Genomic DNA, 16,683 nt, shown 5'->3' on the forward strand with positions numbered 1-16,683 from the left:
GCATGAGCGCGCCGCACCCTGACCCCCCGTCCGGGGACCAGCGCTGGTCCGACCCGGCCGCCGGTCCGGCCACGGTCGGCGCCGGCGCGCGCTCCCGCTCCGCCGGCCGCGGGCTCGGCGCCGGGGCCCGGGCCACGGCCCGGGGCGTCCGGGGTGCGGCCCGGGCCACGGGCCGCGCCGGCCGCTACACGGTCACCCAGGCCCGCCGGGCCGCCCGCGCGGAGGGTGCCGGCGACTCGGGCCTCTCCCGGCTGATCGAGATGCACGCCTTCAACACCGCCGGGGACGCGGCGGTCGCCATCTCGTTGGCCGGCACGCTCTTCTTCCAGGTCCCGACCGGGGAGGCGCGCGGCCAGGTGGCCCTCTTCCTGGGCCTGACCATGCTGCCGTTCGCGATCGTCGCGCCGCTGATCGGCCCGTTCCTGGACCGCTTCAGCCACGGCCGGCGGTGGGCGATCGGCGCGACCATGGCGATCCGCGGGTTCCTGTGCTGGGTGCTGGCCACCGCCGTCGTCGAGGACTCGAAGTGGCTGTTCCCGGCCGCCCTCGGCGTGCTGGTCGCGTCCAAGGCGTACGGCGTGACGCGCGCCGCCGCCGTACCCCGCTTGGTGCCCCGCAACTTCACGCTGGTCAAGGCCAACGCCCGGATCTCGCTCGCCGGCATCGTCGGGGCCACGGTCTCGGCACCGATCGCGGCGCTCGCGGCGTCGTTCGGCCCCGAGTGGTCGCTGCGCTACGCCTTCGCCCTCTTCGTGGTCGCGACGATCCTCGCGATCCTGCTGCCGGCCAAGGTCGACTCCAGCCAGGGCGAGATCCGGCTCGCGCTCGGGCCCGGCTCGCAGGCGCCGGCCCCCGGGCGCCCAGCCCGGCCGCGCGTGCCCCCGGCGGTCGCGTTCGCGCTGCGCGCCAACTGCGGGCCCCGGTGGCTCTCGGGCTTCCTGATCATGTTCATGGCGTTCCTGCTGCGGGAGAACCCCATCGGAGGCTGGAAGCCCGAGGTGCTGCTGGCCGTGGTCATCGGGGCCGCCGGGCTCGGGAACACCCTCGGCATCGCACTGGGTTCGCTGCTGCGCCGGGTCAACCCCATGACCACGGTGGTGCTCGCGCTGCTCGCCGACCTCGCCCTGGTGCTGCTCGCCGCACTGTTCTACGGCGTCGTCACCGCCGCCCTGCTCGGCCTGACGGCAGGCCTGGCCCAGGCGCTGGCCAAGCTCTCGCTGGACGCGACGATCCAGCGGGACGTGCCCGAACGCGTGCAGTCCAGCGCCTTCGCGCTCTCGGACACGACCCTGCAGCTGGCCTGGGTGCTGGGCGGCTTCCTCGGCATCGCGCTGCCGCTGAACCCCCAGCTGGGGCTGGGGGTCGCCTGCGCGGTGCTGGCCGTGTGGTCGGTCTACGTCCTGTCGAGCCGGCCTGCGACCGCGGGTCCCGCGCCGGCCTGAGGCCTACAGCTCGAGCTCGTCGGCGAGCGCGCGCAGCAGCTTGGCGGTGGGCTTGGCGGTGCGGGCGTCGGGATGCCGGCCGTGGCGGTAGCCCTCGCCGACGCCGTCGAGCAGCCGGATCAGGTCCTCGACGATCGAGACCATCTCCTCGGGCTTCTTGCGCCGGGCCTGCGACTGGCTGCGCGAGACCGACGCGGGCGCGTCGAGGACGCGCACCTGGAGGGCCTGGTCGCCGCGGCGGCCCTGGGCGATCCCGAACTCCACCCGGGTGCCCGCCTTGAGGCTCGTGGTCCCCTCGGGCAGCGCGTCGGCGCGCACGTAGACGTCCGGGCCGTCCTCCTGCGACAGGAAGCCGAAACCCTTCTCGGCGTCGAACCACTTCACCTTGCCAGTGGGCACGGCCTGACCTCTCGTCTGTGCGCCTCGCGGCCTGGTGCCGCAGCGGAGGTCAAGCCTATGTCGGCGCCGGACAGCCCCGCCAACCAGTTCAGGACCGGAGCGCGTCGTTCATGGACCCGGAGCGGAACCCGCGCGGGTCCAGTCCGGCCTGCGCGAAGCCGGCCCGGCGTACGTCGTCGAGCAGCGCGGTCGTGAGCTCGCCGTCCGGCCGCAGCGCACCCTCGAGCAGCGCCGCGTCGACCTCGACCGAGGCCCGGTCGCCGAGGTCGCGCACCCGCAGGTCACGCACGGGTACGCCGTGCCGCCCGAGCAGGGCGCGGACCGCCGCCTCGGCGCGCTCGACGCGGGCCAGCCGGTGCGGGGTCACCTCGACCCCGTAGGCCACCCGCGAGGACAGGCAGGCCGCGGCCGGCTTGTCCCAGGTCGGCAGGCCCCAGCGGCGGGACGCCTCGCGCACCTGCGCCTTGGTCAGGCCGGCGTCGCGCAGCGGCGTGATCGCGCCCCGCTCCGCGGCGGCGCGGATGCCGGGCCGGAAGCCCGCCACCGCGTCGTCGGCGTTGGTGCCGGTGGCGACGTGGGCCAGGCCGCGCTCCGCCGCCAGCGGGCCGAGGACGTCGAGCAGCTCGGCCTTGCAGAAGAAGCACCGGTCGCCGCTGTTGGCGCGGTAGCCCTCCCGGTCCATCTCGTGGGTGCGGGGCGTCATCACCGGCACGCCGAGCGACTCGGCGAACGCGCGCGCCGGGTCCCGCTCGACCTGCGGCAACGAGTCGGAGTAGCCGGTGGCCGCGGCCACCCGCTCGGCTCCGAGGGCCCGCACGGCCGCCGCAAGGAGGAGGGCGCTGTCGGCGCCGCCGCTGTAGGCCACCAGGACCGAGCCGCGCTCCTTCAGGTCGGCCTCGAGGGCGGCCAACCGGGTGGTCAGCAGGTGCTCGTCGAGCCAGGCCGGGAACTCCTCGAGGCTGTCGAGGACCACGTGGGTGCCGGCCGCGACGAGCTCCTCGCGGGTGCAGCCGCCGGTCAGCACCGACACGCTGAGCGCCCCGGCGGCCAGCGCGCCCTCGACGTCGTGGACGTGGTCACCCACGTAGACCGAAGCGCCCTCGCGGCGCAGCGCGTCGGCCTTGCCGATCCCCCACACCCAGCCCTCGAGGTGGTCGATGTCGAGCGCGAGGTGGTCCACGTGCCGCTGGGCGTTCGCGGGGAACTTGCCGGTGACCACGACGACCCGGCCGCGCTGCCCGCGGACCGCCGAGATGGCCTGGCGGGCCCCCGGCAGCACCGGGACCTGCGCGACGGCGTGCTCGGGGTAGAGCTCCCGGAACCGGTCACCGGCCGGCCCGACGGCGTCCTCGGCGAGGTGCGCCGCGAGCAGGTGGTCCAGCGGCGGGCCGAGCCGTGCCGTCATCTCCGCCACCGGGAACTCGACGCCGAGCTCGGCACCGAGCGCGAGCAGGGTCGCGCTGAAGCCCGGCACGGTGTCGATCAACGTCATGTCGAGGTCGAATCCGACCACGAGGGGTGTCGTCGAGGGTGTGCTGGGCATGATGCCAAGGGTAGGCAGGCGGGGGTCTGCCACTGGAATCGGTGCGGATCCGCTGCCACGCTGGGGCGTCCTGGGTCAGAATGGCAGCTTCGCGACCAGAGAGGCGGGTGTGAGCAGTGGCGGGTCGAGCGAGTGCGCGGCGGGCCGGCGTACGCCGTCGTGCCCTGGCCGCGGCCGGATCGGTCGCCGCGCTGGTCGCGTCGGTGGCCGGGTTGGTCGGCGTACCCATGTCGGCATCGGCCGCCCCCGCGGCCGACACCGCGCTCTACCTGGTGACCCTCGACGGGGCCGGCACCTCGGGCCACCTCGGGATCGTGCCCCGCACCCTGCGCCAGCTGCGGCTCCAGCACCAGCAGGACCTCGTCCTGGCCGAGGTCGGGTCGCCCGCACCGGTCTACCGCTGGACCACGGCGCTCAACGGCTTCGCGGTGCGCCTGACCCGTGGGCAGGCGGCGACGGTCGCCGCCGACCCCCACGTGGCACTGGTGGAGAAGAACGCCGTGCGCCGGCTGGCCGGCACGACCGGACCGAGCGGCGGCTTCGCCGGCAGCGGCCATCGACACGGTGGCGCCGGCACGGTCGTGGGGGTCGTCGACACCGGCATCTGGCCCGACAACCCGCTCTTCGCCGCGGTCCCGCGGCTCGGTCGCACGCCCCATGGCTTCCGCGGTGCCTGCCAGGCCGGCGAGGGCTGGGACGCCGACCGCTGCAACCGCAAGCTGGTCGGTGCCCGGTGGTTCGTCGACGGCTTCGGCGTCGACCGGGTCCGCGCCTCCTCCTCGCTCTCGCCCCGCGACGACGAGGGCCACGGCAGCCAGATGGCCTCGATCGCCGCGGGCAACGCCGGTGTCTCGGTCCTGGTGCACGGCCACCGCCTGGGCAGCTACGGCGGCCTCGCGCCGCAGGCCAGGCTCGCCGTCTACAAGGCCTGCTGGACCGCACCCGACCCCGCCGACGACGGCTGCGCGACCGCCGACCTGGTGACCGCGATCGACCGGGCCACCCGGGACGGCGTCGACGTGCTCAACCTCTCCGTCGGCGGCCCCGCCTCCTTCGACACCGTCGAGCGGGCGCTGCTCGGCGCCGCCGAGGCCGACATCGTCGTGGTGGCCGCCGCCGGCAACCACGGCGACCGGTCCTTCGCCGCGCACCCGAGCCCCTGGGTCACCACGGTCGGCAGCACCACGGGCGTCGTGCGCCGGGGCCGCGTGGTCCTCGGCTCGGGCCCCTCGCTCACCGGCGCGATGGCCTCCACGCGCGGCACCGGCCCGGCACGGGTCGTGGTCGGCGCGCGGGTCGCCGCTCCCGACGCCACCCGCGACCAGGCGCGGGTCTGCACCCCGGGCAGTCTCGACGCCGCGAGGGTCCGCGGGGCGATCGTGCTCTGCGAGCGGGGCAGCATCGGCCGGGTCGACAAGTCCGCGGCCGTCGCCGGTGCCGACGGCGTGGGCATGGTGCTCGCCAACACCGGGCCGGGCTCGGTCGACGCCGACTTCCACAGCGTGCCCAGCGTCCACCTCGACAAGCACGCCGCCACCAGGCTGCGGCACTGGCTCGCCGGCCACCCCCACGGCCACATATCCCTGCGTCCGCTCGGCGTGGGCCACCCGCCGGCGCGGCTGAGCCGCTGGTCGCCCGGCGGCGACCCCACGGCAGCCGCGCTCAAGCCCGACGTGGTCGCCCCCGGGGTCGGCCTGCTCGGCGCAGTCCCGCCGGCGGTCCGGGACACCCGCTGGGACTTCGTCTCCGGGACCTCGGCGGCCACGGCGTACACCAGCGGCACCGCGGCGCTGCTCCGGTCCCGCCACGGCTGGTCGGCCAGTGTGGTCCGGTCGGTGCTGGCGACCACGGCCGCCCCGGTGACCGGCGCACCCTCGGTCCTGCGCGGCGGCGCCGGCCGGGTCCGGTCGACGCCGCAGGCCCGCCCGGGCGTCGTCTACGCCGTCGATCCGCACGACTACCGCGACTGGCTGGACGGATCGATGCGAGCCGGGCGGCTGAACACGCCCTCTCTGCTGATCGATGACGACCAGTCCACCGCGACGCGCACCATCACCAACGTGGGGCGCCGGGCGCTGTACTTCTCCTCCTCGGCCTCGGGGTTCACCCGGCACGCGGTGGAGGTCCGTCCCGCCGCCGTGCGGCTCGCGCCCGGCGAGAGCGCCCGGTTCACGGTCCGGGTCGAGCACCACGGGACCGGGGTGCACCCCTTGGACGACGGCTGGGTCTCCTGGCGGGGCGGCAACGGCAGCGAGGCGCGGATCCCGGTGCTGATCAGCCGCTAGGCGCCGGCGCGACGTCGGCGGCGGACCCAGGTGACGAGGCCGACGACGGGGGTCGCGATCGCGAGCCCGGCCGCACTCTCGCGCCAGTGCCACGACAGCCACGAGGTGCTGTCACCGAAGACGGCCCCGGCGATGCCCCCGTGCCCGGGACTCCCGGTTCGGGTGGGGGCCACGCCGGTCAAACTGCGTCGACTCGGCGGTCAGGGGGCGTCAAACTGCGCCGCCTCGGCATTGCTAGAGGCCGAGCTGCTTCGCCGACTCCTCGCGCATCTGGACCTTGCGGATCTTGCCGGTGACGGTCATCGGGAACTCCTCGACCACCATCACGTAGCGCGGGATCTTGTAGTGCGCGAGCTTGCCGGTGGCGAAGGCCCGCACGGCGTCGGCGTCCAGCGGGGCGGCGTCGGCCTTGACCTTGACCCAGGCGCAGAGCTCCTCGCCGTACTTCTGGTCGGGGACGCCGATCACCTGCACGTCCTCGATGTCGGGGTGCTGGTAGAGGAACTCCTCGATCTCGCGGGGGTAGATGTTCTCCCCGCCGCGGATCACCATGTCCTTGATCCGGCCGACGATGTTGCAGTAGCCGTCCTCGCGCATCTCGGCGAGGTCGCCGGTGTGCATCCAGCCGTCCGCGTCGATCGCCTCGGCGGTCTTCTCGGGGTCGTCCCAGTAGCCGAGCATCACCGAGTAGCCGCGGGTGCAGAACTCTCCGGTCTGCCCGCGCTCGACGGTCTCGCCGGTCACCGGGTCGACGATCTTGATCTCCACGTGCGGGTGCACCCGCCCAATGGTGGCGGTACGCCGGTCCAGGTCGTCGTCGGCGCGGGTCTGGCAGGAGACCGGCGAGGTCTCGGTCATCCCGTAGGCGATCGACACCTCGGTCATGAACATGTCGTTGACGCAGCGCTTCATCACCTCGACCGGGCAGATCGAGCCGGCCATGATCCCGGTGCGCAGCGTGGAGAGGTCGTGCTCGGCGAAGCTCGGGTGGTTCTGCATCGCGATGAACATCGTCGGCACGCCGTACACGCCGGTGCACCGCTCCTCGGCGATGGTGCGCAGGGTGGTCTCGGGGTCGAAGCCGGGCGCGGGGATCACCATGGTGGTGCCGTGGGTGGTGCAGCCCAGGTTCGCCATCACCATGCCGAAGCAGTGGTAGAAGGGCACCGGGATGCACAGCCGGTCGTCCGGGCCGAGGTTGATCAGCTCGGTCGTGAAGTAGCCGTTGTTGAGGATGTTGCGGTGGCTGAGCGTGGCGCCCTTGGGGTAGCCCGTCGTGCCGGAGGTGTACTGGATGTTGATCGGGTCGCGCGGGTCGAGCGTCGCCATCCGCTCGCCGACCGCGCTCGCCGGCACCGACTCCCCACCGGCGACCAGCTCGGCCCAGTCGTCGGTGTCGACGTAGACCACCCGGTCCAGGTCCGGGCACTGACCCCGGACCTCCTCCACCATCGACCGGTAGTCGCTGGTCTTGAACGCCGAGGCCGCCATCAGCAGCCGCAGCCCGCTCTGGTTGACCGCGTAGGCGAACTCGTGGGTGCGGTAGGCGGGGTTGACGTTGACCAGCACCGCACCGACCTTGGCGCAGGCGTACTGGGTCAGCGTCCACTCGGCGCAGTTGGGCGCCCAGATCCCGACCCGGTGCCCCTTCTCGACGCCGGCGGCGATCAGCCCGCGGGCCAGGGCGTCGACGTCGCGGTCGAGCTCCGTCCAGGTCCAGCGCCGGCCGCTGGCCACCTCGACCAGCGCCTCGCCGTCGGGGTGGGCGGACACGGTCCGCTCGAAGTTGGCTCCGATCGTCTCCTCGAGCAGCACCGGCTCGAGCTCTCCCGCGGCGTAGGACTCCATGGCCGAAGCGTAGTCATCGGCGGCGAGTGTGGAAGGCCCTGCGTGACCTCGCCGGGTTTCGGTCGTTGCCCGGACGGGCACCCTCCCTGGTGCCCTCACCGCCGCGTGAGCGGCCCTCGGAAGGAACGCCCGTGACCGGTCGTCAGCTCTCACTCCTCCGCTCCCCCAGCGCGCGCTTCGTCGCCGCCGGCCTCCTCCTCGCCGCCGCCCTCGGCGCCGGCAGCGCCGACGCGGCCACTCCCGCCGAGGGCAGCCTCACCGACACCAGCCCACCGGCGTCCTGGAGCGGCGGACCCTTCGCCAACGACAACGCCTCGGCGCTGCTGCTCTCGCCACCGCAGTGCGACGCCACGCTGAACCCCTGCGACGACTTCACGCTGCACGTGTCCACGCCGGCCGGGTACGGCACCGACCACGCGCTCGTGGTCGACGTCAGCTGGGCCGACCCGTCCGCGGACTTCGACGTCTACGTGCTCGACGCCGCGGGCGACGTCGTCGGCTCGGCGGCCTCCACCGCCGATCCGGAGAAGGTCACCATCCCGCCGACCAGCGGCGACTACACCGTCCGGGTGGTGCCGTACGCCGCGACGGGACAGACCTACGACGCCTCCGCCTCGCTGCAGTCCACGGCGCCGCCGTCGGGTGGGGGCGGAACCGGCACCGGCAGCGGCCCGGCGTACGACACGTTCGCCGCGCCCTCGTCGTTCACCGACGCGGACAACGCCGGCGAGCCGTCGATCGGCGACAACTGGAACACCGGCACGACGATGTACCAGTCCAGCCTGTCGACCTACTCCGTCACCTGGGACGACTCGACGACCCCGGCCACGCCGCACTGGTCCGACGTCTCGGCCAACGCCGGCAACGGCTGCGCCCAGGGCTCGACGGTCAGCCTGGACCCCATCCTGTTCACCGACCACACCACCGGGCGCACCTTCGAGTCGCAGCTGACCGGGGTGGACTCGTTCACCTGCTGGACCGACGACGACGGTGCGACCTGGAACCCCTCCACCGGGGGCGGGATCCCCAGCGGCGTGGACCACCAGACGATCGGCGGGGGCGCGTTCTCCGCCGACGGCCTCGGCGCCCTGCCGACCTCGACCTACCCGGACGCCGTCTACTACTGCAGCCAGGACATCGCGACCGCGTTCTGCGCGCTGTCGCGCGACGGCGGCACCACCTTCGGCGCCGGCGTCCCGACGTACAGCCTGCTCGACTGCGACGGCCTGCACGGCCACGTCAAGGTCGCGCCCGACGGCACGGCGTACCTCCCGAACAAGGGCTGCGGCGACAACCAGGCGGTCGTGACCTCCACCGACAACGGCAGCACCTGGACCGTCAACCGGGTGCCCGGCACCACCCCGGGCGACTCCGACCCCAGCGTGGGGACCGGCGCCAACGGCACGCTCTACTTCGGGTACGTCGACGGCAGCGGCAAGCCCGGCGTGGCGGTCAGCACCGACCGGGGTGCGACCTGGTCGACCCCGCAGGCCGTCGGCACCGAGCTCGATATCCAGAACGCCGTGTTCCCCACGATGGTGGCCGGGGACGACGACCGGGCCGCCTTCGCCTACCTGGGCACGCCGACCGGTGGCGACTACCAGGACCAGGCGAACTTCCACGGGGAGTGGCACCTGTACGTCGACACGACGTACGACGGCGGCCGGACCTGGGTGACCAGCGACGCGACGCCGAACGACCCGGTGCAGGTCGGGTCGATCTGCACCGGCGGTACGTCCTGCGGCGACGACCGCAACCTGCTCGACTTCATCGACGTCACCACCGACGACCACGGCCGCGTCGAGGTCGCCTTCGCCGACGGCTGCATCAACGCCTGCGTCACCGACCCGCAGCACGCCGGTCGCGACGCCTACGCCACGATCGCGCGGCAGGCCGGCGGCAAGACCCTGCTCTCGGCCTACGACCCGGTCACGACCAACGTGCAGCTCTCGTCGCTGCAGGTGACCCGGCAGTCCGACGGTCAGCTCACCGCGCTGGTCGACCTCACGAACACCGGCAACCGAGCACTGACCGGGCTCCGGACCCAGGTGCTCGACGGCCGCAAGCAGGTCGGGCTGACCGCGCCCGTCGACCTGGGCGCCGGCGAGACCCGGACGATGTCGGTGACGTGGAAGCCGAGCGGGGCGAAGTCGCACACGGTGAGCGCGGTGGTCGACCCGTCGAACGCCCTCGCCGAGGACGACGAGACGGACAACAAGGCCGCCACGACGATCCCGCGCTAGCTCGGGGGCCGGTGCCCGGCGGGACTCAGCGTCCGGTGACCCGCCGCGAGAGCTCGTCGCCGGTCCGGGGGGCCGGCACGCTGGGCAGCACCGAGGCGAAGTAGTCCGCGACCTCGTCCTCGCCCCAGCCCCGTGACTCACGCAGGCCGAGCCCGATCGTGGCCAGGTACGTCGACGAGGGGTGCGCGTGCGGCACGTGTCCGAGACCGTGCGGTGCGGTGAAGGTCAGAAGCGGCAGGTCCTCGTGGCGCCCCACCTCGACCAGCGTCTCGTAGCGTCCCGGCCCTGCGGTGTGCCGACCGCCGTCGAGCGGGCCGAGGACGACCTCCTCGATCGGGTCGCCCTCCTGCGGCGCCCGGTGCATCTCCTGGGCGGCGATGTCGGCGAACTGGCCGGCGGTGACCAGGTAGCCGCGGGCCGCGGTGAACCCCGGGGTGTCGTGGTCGTAGTAGGCGACTCCCCCGCCCCACTGCTTGGACTCCCCCGCGAAGTACAGCGAGCCGGGCAGGTCGACGGGGATGCTGCGGGCCGGTGGGGTCCGGTCCCGGGCCCCGGGGTGCGCCCGGGCACCTCCGGGTGGACGACCGCCCTCGAGATAGGCCGCGAGGCGGGCCTCGGACATGTTGGAGCCGTAGCTGACGTACCAGACGTAGGACATGACCCCCGCTGTTCTACCCGAAGCACCGACCCGCCACACATTCGTGGCGGGTCGGTGGCCTGTGGTTGTCAGCACACGACGGGTCGACGCGCCGTCAGGTCGACGGTCGACGGGTCGGCGATGTCAGGCGTCGATGAGCGACGGGTCGGTCTCGATGACGCGGTCGTGGCGCAGCGAGGAGGCGCGGGTCTCCTTGGCGAACAGCACCGCAACGATGGTGAGCACAGATGCGATGGCCACGTAGATCCCGACGGCGGTGGTGTTGCCGTCGGTCACGTCACCGAGCAGCTTCAGCGCGATGATCGGCGCCAGGGCACCGGCGAAGATCGACGCGAGCTGGTAGCCGACCGAGGCGCCGGTGTAGCGGACCGAGGTGCCGAACAGCTCGGAGAAGAACGCCGCCTGCGGGGCGTACATCAGCGAGTGCAGGATCAGGCCGACCACGACGCCGAGCAGGATCTTCGAGGGCTCCTTGGTGTCGAGCAGGTTGAAGAACACGAACGTCCACACGGCCACGCCGACCGCACCGGCGAGGTAGAGCGGGCGACGGCCGACCTTGTCGGACAGCGCACCGAAGGCCGGCACGACGGCGAACTGGATGGCCGCGCCGATGAGCAGCGCCCGGAGGATGACCGGCTTGTCGACGGCGATGTACGTCGTGGCGTAGGTGATCGAGATGACCGTGAAGATGTAGTAGCTGATGTTCTCGGCCATGCGCATGCCCATGGCGACGAACACCTCGCGGGGGTACTCGCGGATGACCTCGAGGATCGGCATTCCGCGGTCCTGCTTCTCCATCTGCTCGGCGGCCTCCTTGAAGACCGGCGACTCCTCGATGGTGAGGCGGACCCACATGCCGACCGCGACCAGGACGGCGCTCAGCAGGAACGGGATGCGCCAGCCCCAGTCGAGGAAGGCGGCGTCGGACTGGACCGCGGCGAGGATCCACAGCACGCCGGTGGCGAGCAGGTTGCCCATCGCCACGCCGGCCTGCGGCCACGAGGCCCAGAACCCGCGCCAGCCGTCGCTGCCGTGCTCGGAGACCATGAGCACCGCGCCGCCCCACTCGCCGCCGACGGCGAAGCCCTGGAGCAGGCGGCAGAACACGAGCAGCAGCGGGGCCGCGAGGCCGATCGAGGCGTACGTCGGCAGCAGGCCGATCGCGAAGGTGCCGAGGCCCATCATCAGCAGCGAGGCGACCAGCATCTTCTTGCGTCCGACCCGGTCACCGAAGTGGCCGAAGACGACACCACCGATGGGGCGGGCGACGAAGCCGAGGGCGTAGGTCATGAACGCGTAGAGCGTGCCCTCGGTCCCGCCGATCTGGCCGAAGAAGACCTCGCCGAAGACGAGTGCGGCCGCGGAGCCGAACAGGAAGAAGTCGTACCACTCGGTCGCCGTGCCGATCAGGCTGGCAAGGACGACCTTGCCGACGGAGCGGCGTCCGGGGTCGGCCCCCGGTGAGTGGTTCGGGACGGCGTGCGTGGTCATGGTCCTGCCTTTCGGGTGCCGCGCCGGTGGCGCTGCTCGGGAGTGGGTGGTGCGGATAGTGCGGATAGTGCGGATGGTGCGGTGGTGCGGATGGTGCGGGGGCCTGGGTCAGGCGGCGGTCCAGCCGCCGTCGAGGAGGAAGGAGGAGCCGGTGATCGAGGCCGTGCCCGGGCCGCAGAGGTAGCCCACGAGGTCGGCCACCTCCTCGGGGTCCACGAGCCGCTTCACCGGGGTGCGGGAGAGCAGCACCTCGTCGAGGACCTCGCTCTCGTCGATGCCGTGGGTCTGGGCCTGCGCGGCGATCTGGCCCTCGACCAGCGGGGTGCGCACGTAGCCGGGGCACACGGTGTTGCTGGTGACCCCCTTGCCGGCGGCCTCCAGCGCGATCACCTTCGACAGGCCCTCGAGGCCGTGCTTGGCGCTCACGTAGGCCGCCTTGTACGGCGAGGCGCGGTGCCCGTGAACGCTGGACACGTGGACGAGCCGTCCCCAGCCCCGCTCGTACATGCCGGGCAGCAGCCGGCGGGCGAGCCGGAACGGCGCCTCGAGCATCAGCCGGTGGATCAGCGCGAAGCGCTCGGGGTCGAACTCCTCGATCGGGGCGACGTGCTGGATGCCGGCGTTGTTGACCAGGATGTCGGCCTCGACGTCGAGGGCGTCGATGGCGGCCCCGTCGGTCAGGTCGAGGCCGCGCGACTCGCCCCCGATGGCGGCCGCGACCTTGGCGGCTCCCTCGTCGTCGAGGTCGAGCACGACGACGTGGGCGCCGAGCTCCGCGAGCCGGGTGGCGACGGCGGCGCCGATGCCGCTGGCTCCCCCGGTGACGAGGGCGGTGCGGTCGGCGAGTGGTGTGACGGGAGTCTCCTGCATGACCCCGACCGTAGGGTGGGCGCGACCCGGCGATGAACGGTCACGATCACCACAGATCGCGCCCGAACATGTGCCGGATCACCATGTCCGCGCTCAGCGGGGTGGGGTCACCCCAGCGCGGCCTCGAGGTCGGCCCACAGGTCCTCGACGTCCTCGAGCCCCACCGACAGGCGCAGCAGCGCGTCGTCCGGGCGGGCCTCGGCGGCGACCGGACGGTGGGTCAGGCCGGCGGGATGCTGGACGAGCGTGTCCACCCCGCCCAGCGAGACGGCGTGCGTGATCAACCCGCAGCCCTGCGCGACGGCGGCCGCGGCGTCGTACCCGCCCCGCAGCTCGAAGGCGAGCAGGCTGCCGGGGCCCGCCATCTGGGTGCCGACCAGCCCGGCCGGGTCGCACTCCTTGAGGCCGGGGTAGAGCACGCGCGCGACCTGCGGGTGCTCGGCGAGGCGGCCGGCCAGCGTGGCCGCCGTCTCCTGCTGGGCCCGCACCCGCAGCGGCAGCGTCTGCAGGCCGCGGTGCAGCTCGTAGGCCGCGAGCGGGTGCAGCACGCCGCCGGTCACGGCACGGACCTGGCGCAGCCGGGTCACCCACTCCTCGTCGGCGGCGACCACGCCGCCCATCACGTCACCGTGACCGCCGAAGAACTTGGTCGCCGAGTGCATGACGAGGCCGGCGCCCTGGTGCGCGGGCTGCTGGAGCACCGGCGTGGCGAAGGTGTTGTCCACGAGCACCGGCACGCCCCCGGCCTGGGCCACGACGGCGGCGATGTCGACCAGGTCGACCGTGGGGTTGGCCGGGGTCTCCACCACGACCAGCCCGGTGTCCGGCCGGACCGCCTCGGCGATCCGGTCCGGGCGCGCCCAGTCGACCCGGGTGGAGAGGATCCCCGACGCCAGCACGTGGTCGGTGCCGCCGTAGAGGGGCCGGACCCCGACGACGTGCGGCCGGCCCGCGGCCACCGAGGCGATCAGGACGGCGCTGAGCGCGGCCATCCCCGACGCGAACGCCACCGCGCCGTCACAGCGCTCCAAGGCGGCGACCGAACGCTCGAGCCGGTCCACGTTGGGGTTCCACAGCCGCTGGTAGACGTGGGAGTCCCCGGGCCCGGGCCGGTGCCCGGTCGCGAGGTTCTCGTACGACGTGCCGCCCGCGGCGAGAGAGTCCAGCGGATACGTCGTGGACAGGTCGATCGGCGGCACGTGCACGCCCAGGGCCGTGAGGTCCTCCCGACCGAGGTGGACAGCGTGGGTGTCGAGGTGCGTCATGGGGCCCAGCCTGTGGTTCCCGCTCACAGGCTGCAAGAGTTCCGAAGATTCCTCGGCAGCCGGACCATCCTCCGAAGAAACCGGCCCGGGCCGGGCCTAGGATCGAGACCGTGCCGAAGAATGACCGCGCCCGTCCGCCGGGTCCCGAGCCCCGCCCCCGCCCGGTCCTCGACGAGGTGGACCGCCGGATCGTGGCCGAGCTGCTGCGGGACGGCCGCACCCCCAACGTCGTGCTGGCCCGGGCCGCCGGGATCGCCGAGTCCACCTGCCTGTCCCGGGTCCGCGCGCTGCGCGAGCGGGGCATCGTCACCGGGGTCACCGCCGAGGTCGACCTGGCCCGGGTGGGCCTCCCGGTTCAGGCCATGGTCGCGATCGGGTTCTCCGGGCACCTCCGCGCCGACGTGGACGCCTTCGCCGACGAGGTCTCCCGGCTGCCGGGCGTGGTCGCGACCTACAACATCAGCGGTGCCAACGACTTCCTCGTGCACGTGGCCGCTCCCACGCCCGAGGCGCTGCGCGACTTCGTGCTCGACAACCTCACCGGCCGGCCGGGCGTCGTGCACGCCGAGACCAGTCTGGTCTTCCACGTCAACCGCGGCTCCGACGTGCTGTCGGCCGGCTAGGGTGCGTCTCTCAAGTCGACGCCGTCGCGAGCGGGGTTTCGCGCCGTATCTGGCAAGGCGGAGGCGCGAAGGCGGGACGGAGTCCCGGTGAGTCGCCGACAACGCCGCCAGATCGGATGCGAAGGCCCGCGCAGCAGGCGCATCGACTTGAGAGACGTGCCCCTGGTGCGTCTCTCAGTCGTCGGCCCGGAGCCGGTGCACCCGCAGGGCGAGCTGGACGTCCAGCCCGCGACCCGGGTCACGCCAGTCGCTGCCCAGCAGCTCGGTGACCCGGTCGAGCCGCTGCACCACGGTGTTCGGGTGCACGTGCAGCCGCTCCGCGGTCTCCCGGACCCGTCCACCGGTCGCGAACCACGCCTCCAGGGTCTCCAGAAGGCTGGTGCCGCGCTGCGCGTCGTACGCCAGGACCGGGCCCAGCGTCGTGTCGACGTACTCCGCCAGCTGCCCGGGGCCGTTCTCCCCCAGCAGCAGCCGGGTCACGCCCAGCCCGGCCGCGTCGCTGACGTCGCCGGTCCGGCCCAGCGTCACCAGCGAGTCCAGGCAGCGCCGCGCGTCGGCGTAGGCGGGGCCGAGGTCGCCGTCGGTCCCGGCGACCCCGACGGTGGCCACGCCGCCCGCGGTGCGGACCGCGTCGCGCAGCGTCCCGCCCAGCTCGCGCGGGTCCCCTGAGGGCACCAGCACCACCAGCGCGCCGCGGTGCTCGCCGGCGAGCCCCCGGCGGGCAGCCGCGAGGCGCACCGCGACCCTGACCGCGGCGTGCCGGTCGATCCCCTCGACGGAGGCGACCGCGACCGCGAGCGGCGGGTCGAGCACGACGCGCTGGCGGCGGGCGCGCTCGCGCAGCAGCAGGTCGGGGGTCGCCCCCTCCAGCAGGTCGGTCAGCAGCTCGCCGCCGAGCCGCTCCTCGGTCTGGGCCACGGTGCGCGCGAACAGCAGCACCAGCGCGGTGACCAGGGCGCCACGCTCGAGGGTGCGGCGCTCCGCGAGGGCCAGCGGCCGGGTGCCGCCGTGCAGGACCAGGGTGGCGACGTGCTCGGTGCCCGCGAGCGCCGCCGCGACGTACGCTCCGGCGACCTCGACCGAGCGACCTGAGGCCACCGAGTCCGCGACGCCCCGCTGCCAGCCGTCCTGCGCGGCCGTCCCGGCCAGCAGGTCGCCGTCCGCGTCGTGGATCGCCAGGTCGGCCTCGAGCACCTCCGCGAGGACCCGGGCCACCTCCTCGACCCCGCCACCGTGCAGCAGCAGGTCGGTGAGCCGGTCGTGGGCGTGCGCGGCGCTCTCCACGGCCGCCGTGTGCTCGGTCATGGTCCGGTTGGCCTGGTCGAGCTCGGCGAACAGCCGCGCGTTCTCCAGCGCCACCGCCGCGTGGGCCGCGAACGACGTCAGCAGGGTGACCTCCGAGGACGGGAAGGGGCGCACCGTGCGGTGCACCGCGAGCAGCGCGCCGATGACCCGGCCCTCCAGCACCAGCGGCACCCCGAGGATCGCGCGGATCCGCTCGCCGGCGACCGCGTCGTCGATGAACTCGCGGTGCAGGAAGCGCGCGTCGGACTGGTAGTCCTCGGTGAAGTACGGCGCCCCGGACTGCGCGACCAGCCCGAGCAGGCCGGTGCCGAGCGGGAGCCGCAGCGTGCGGAACTCCTGGGTGAGCGCGCCGTCGGTGACCTTCATGTACGACGCGCCGTCGGCCTCGTCGTTGAGGGACAGGTAGGTCATGTCGGCGTTGAGCAGCTGGCGCGCCCGGCGCACGATCGCGGCCAGGATGGCGTCCACGTCACGGATCGCGGTCAGGTCGCTGGCGGTGTCGTACAGCGCGCTCAGCTCTGCCTCGCGGGAGCGCTGGCGGGCGATCAGCTCGCGCAGCCGCAGCGCCACGTCGTACTCACGGCGCAGCCCGGCGAGCTCGGCCGGCGTGGCGCCGGCGCGCTCGGCCTCCGCGACGACCTCGTCGAACGACGCGCGCGGGGCCTCGTCGTAGAGGAGGTCGAGGAAGGAACCGGCCACGATCGAGGACCG

At 73.6% G+C, this 16,683-nt stretch carries 13 protein-coding genes; 4 read left to right on the plus strand and 9 right to left on the minus strand.

Annotation, left to right across the window (positions count from 1 at the left end):
- The first annotated feature begins 2 nt into the window (after positions 1–2).
- Positions 3–1,442, plus strand: a complete 1,440-nt coding sequence (locus ABD268_RS01645) for an MFS transporter (RefSeq protein WP_344146583.1) — start codon at positions 3–5, stop codon at positions 1,440–1,442.
- Between the two features lie 3 nt (positions 1,443–1,445).
- Here the strand turns inward: ABD268_RS01645 and ABD268_RS01650 are convergent, their stop codons facing one another.
- Positions 1,446–1,841 (minus strand): cold-shock protein, encoded by a 396-nt coding sequence (locus ABD268_RS01650; RefSeq protein WP_344146586.1) that lies wholly within the window; start codon positions 1,839–1,841, stop codon positions 1,446–1,448.
- Between the two features lie 88 nt (positions 1,842–1,929).
- Positions 1,930–3,384, minus strand: a complete 1,455-nt coding sequence (gene larE, locus ABD268_RS01655; protein WP_344146589.1) for an ATP-dependent sacrificial sulfur transferase LarE — start codon at positions 3,382–3,384, stop codon at positions 1,930–1,932.
- A gap of 116 nt (positions 3,385–3,500) precedes the next feature.
- Here larE and ABD268_RS01660 point away from each other — a divergent pair, with 116 nt between their 5' ends.
- The gene (locus tag ABD268_RS01660) at positions 3,501–5,669 is read left to right on the plus strand and encodes a S8 family serine peptidase (RefSeq protein ID WP_344146592.1); all 2,169 of its coding nucleotides are present in this window, start codon (positions 3,501–3,503) and stop codon (positions 5,667–5,669) included.
- Here ABD268_RS01660 and ABD268_RS01665 read toward each other — a convergent pair.
- Both ABD268_RS01665 and ABD268_RS01670 read right to left on the minus strand, forming a co-directional pair.
- Positions 5,666–5,842: a hypothetical protein gene (locus ABD268_RS01665; RefSeq protein WP_344146595.1), complete on the minus strand. Its 177-nt coding sequence runs from the start codon at positions 5,840–5,842 to the stop codon at positions 5,666–5,668. The genes ABD268_RS01660 and ABD268_RS01665 overlap by 4 nt on opposite strands.
- Before the next feature lie 61 nt (positions 5,843–5,903).
- A complete protein-coding gene (locus ABD268_RS01670) occupies positions 5,904–7,517 on the minus strand; it encodes an AMP-binding protein (protein WP_344146598.1) in 1,614 nt (537 codons plus the stop codon).
- Positions 7,518–7,648: 131 nt separating this feature from the next.
- Between ABD268_RS01670 and ABD268_RS01675 the strand changes: the two genes are divergently transcribed.
- Complete coding sequence (locus tag ABD268_RS01675; RefSeq protein ID WP_344146601.1) at positions 7,649–9,760, plus strand: CARDB domain-containing protein; 2,112 nt, start codon at positions 7,649–7,651, stop codon at positions 9,758–9,760.
- 25 nt (positions 9,761–9,785) lie between these two features.
- Here the strand turns inward: ABD268_RS01675 and ABD268_RS01680 are convergent, their stop codons facing one another.
- The 4 genes from ABD268_RS01680 to ABD268_RS01695 form a co-directional block, all read right to left on the minus strand.
- Positions 9,786–10,418: a histone deacetylase gene (locus tag ABD268_RS01680; RefSeq protein ID WP_344146604.1), complete on the minus strand. Its 633-nt coding sequence runs from the start codon at positions 10,416–10,418 to the stop codon at positions 9,786–9,788.
- A gap of 123 nt (positions 10,419–10,541) precedes the next feature.
- Complete coding sequence (locus ABD268_RS01685; RefSeq protein WP_344146607.1) at positions 10,542–11,909, minus strand: MFS transporter; 1,368 nt, start codon at positions 11,907–11,909, stop codon at positions 10,542–10,544.
- A gap of 108 nt (positions 11,910–12,017) precedes the next feature.
- Positions 12,018–12,779, minus strand: a complete 762-nt coding sequence (locus tag ABD268_RS01690) for a 3-hydroxybutyrate dehydrogenase (RefSeq protein ID WP_344146610.1) — start codon at positions 12,777–12,779, stop codon at positions 12,018–12,020.
- Between the two features lie 107 nt (positions 12,780–12,886).
- Positions 12,887–14,044, minus strand: a complete 1,158-nt coding sequence (locus ABD268_RS01695; RefSeq protein WP_344146612.1) for a trans-sulfuration enzyme family protein — start codon at positions 14,042–14,044, stop codon at positions 12,887–12,889.
- Between the two features lie 110 nt (positions 14,045–14,154).
- Between ABD268_RS01695 and ABD268_RS01700 the strand changes: the two genes are divergently transcribed.
- Complete coding sequence (locus tag ABD268_RS01700; protein WP_344146615.1) at positions 14,155–14,667, plus strand: Lrp/AsnC family transcriptional regulator; 513 nt, start codon at positions 14,155–14,157, stop codon at positions 14,665–14,667.
- Positions 14,668–14,841: 174 nt separating this feature from the next.
- Here the strand turns inward: ABD268_RS01700 and ABD268_RS01705 are convergent, their stop codons facing one another.
- Positions 14,842–16,671, minus strand: a complete 1,830-nt coding sequence (locus tag ABD268_RS01705) for a helix-turn-helix domain-containing protein (RefSeq protein WP_344146618.1) — start codon at positions 16,669–16,671, stop codon at positions 14,842–14,844.
- Between the last annotated feature and the right edge of the window lie 12 nt (positions 16,672–16,683).

It is taken from the genome of Nocardioides koreensis (assembly GCF_039531775.1).
In the GTDB taxonomy this organism is placed as follows: domain Bacteria; phylum Actinomycetota; class Actinomycetes; order Propionibacteriales; family Nocardioidaceae; genus Nocardioides; species Nocardioides koreensis.

What these genes read in the sequence shown, in the direction of transcription:
- ABD268_RS01695 (WP_344146612.1), bottom strand. Translation starts at nt 14,044, where the DNA reads ATGACGCACCTCGACACCCACGCTGTCCACCTCGGTCGGGAGGACCTC.
- larE (WP_344146589.1), bottom strand. Translation starts at nt 3,384, where the DNA reads ATGCCCAGCACACCCTCGACGACACCCCTCGTGGTCGGATTCGACCTC.
- ABD268_RS01670 (WP_344146598.1), bottom strand. Translation starts at nt 7,517, where the DNA reads ATGGAGTCCTACGCCGCGGGAGAGCTCGAGCCGGTGCTGCTCGAGGAG.
- ABD268_RS01645 (WP_344146583.1), top strand. Translation starts at nt 3, where the DNA reads ATGAGCGCGCCGCACCCTGACCCCCCGTCCGGGGACCAGCGCTGGTCC.
- ABD268_RS01690 (WP_344146610.1), bottom strand. Translation starts at nt 12,779, where the DNA reads ATGCAGGAGACTCCCGTCACACCACTCGCCGACCGCACCGCCCTCGTC.
- ABD268_RS01680 (WP_344146604.1), bottom strand. Translation starts at nt 10,418, where the DNA reads ATGTCCTACGTCTGGTACGTCAGCTACGGCTCCAACATGTCCGAGGCC.
- ABD268_RS01685 (WP_344146607.1), bottom strand. Translation starts at nt 11,909, where the DNA reads ATGACCACGCACGCCGTCCCGAACCACTCACCGGGGGCCGACCCCGGA.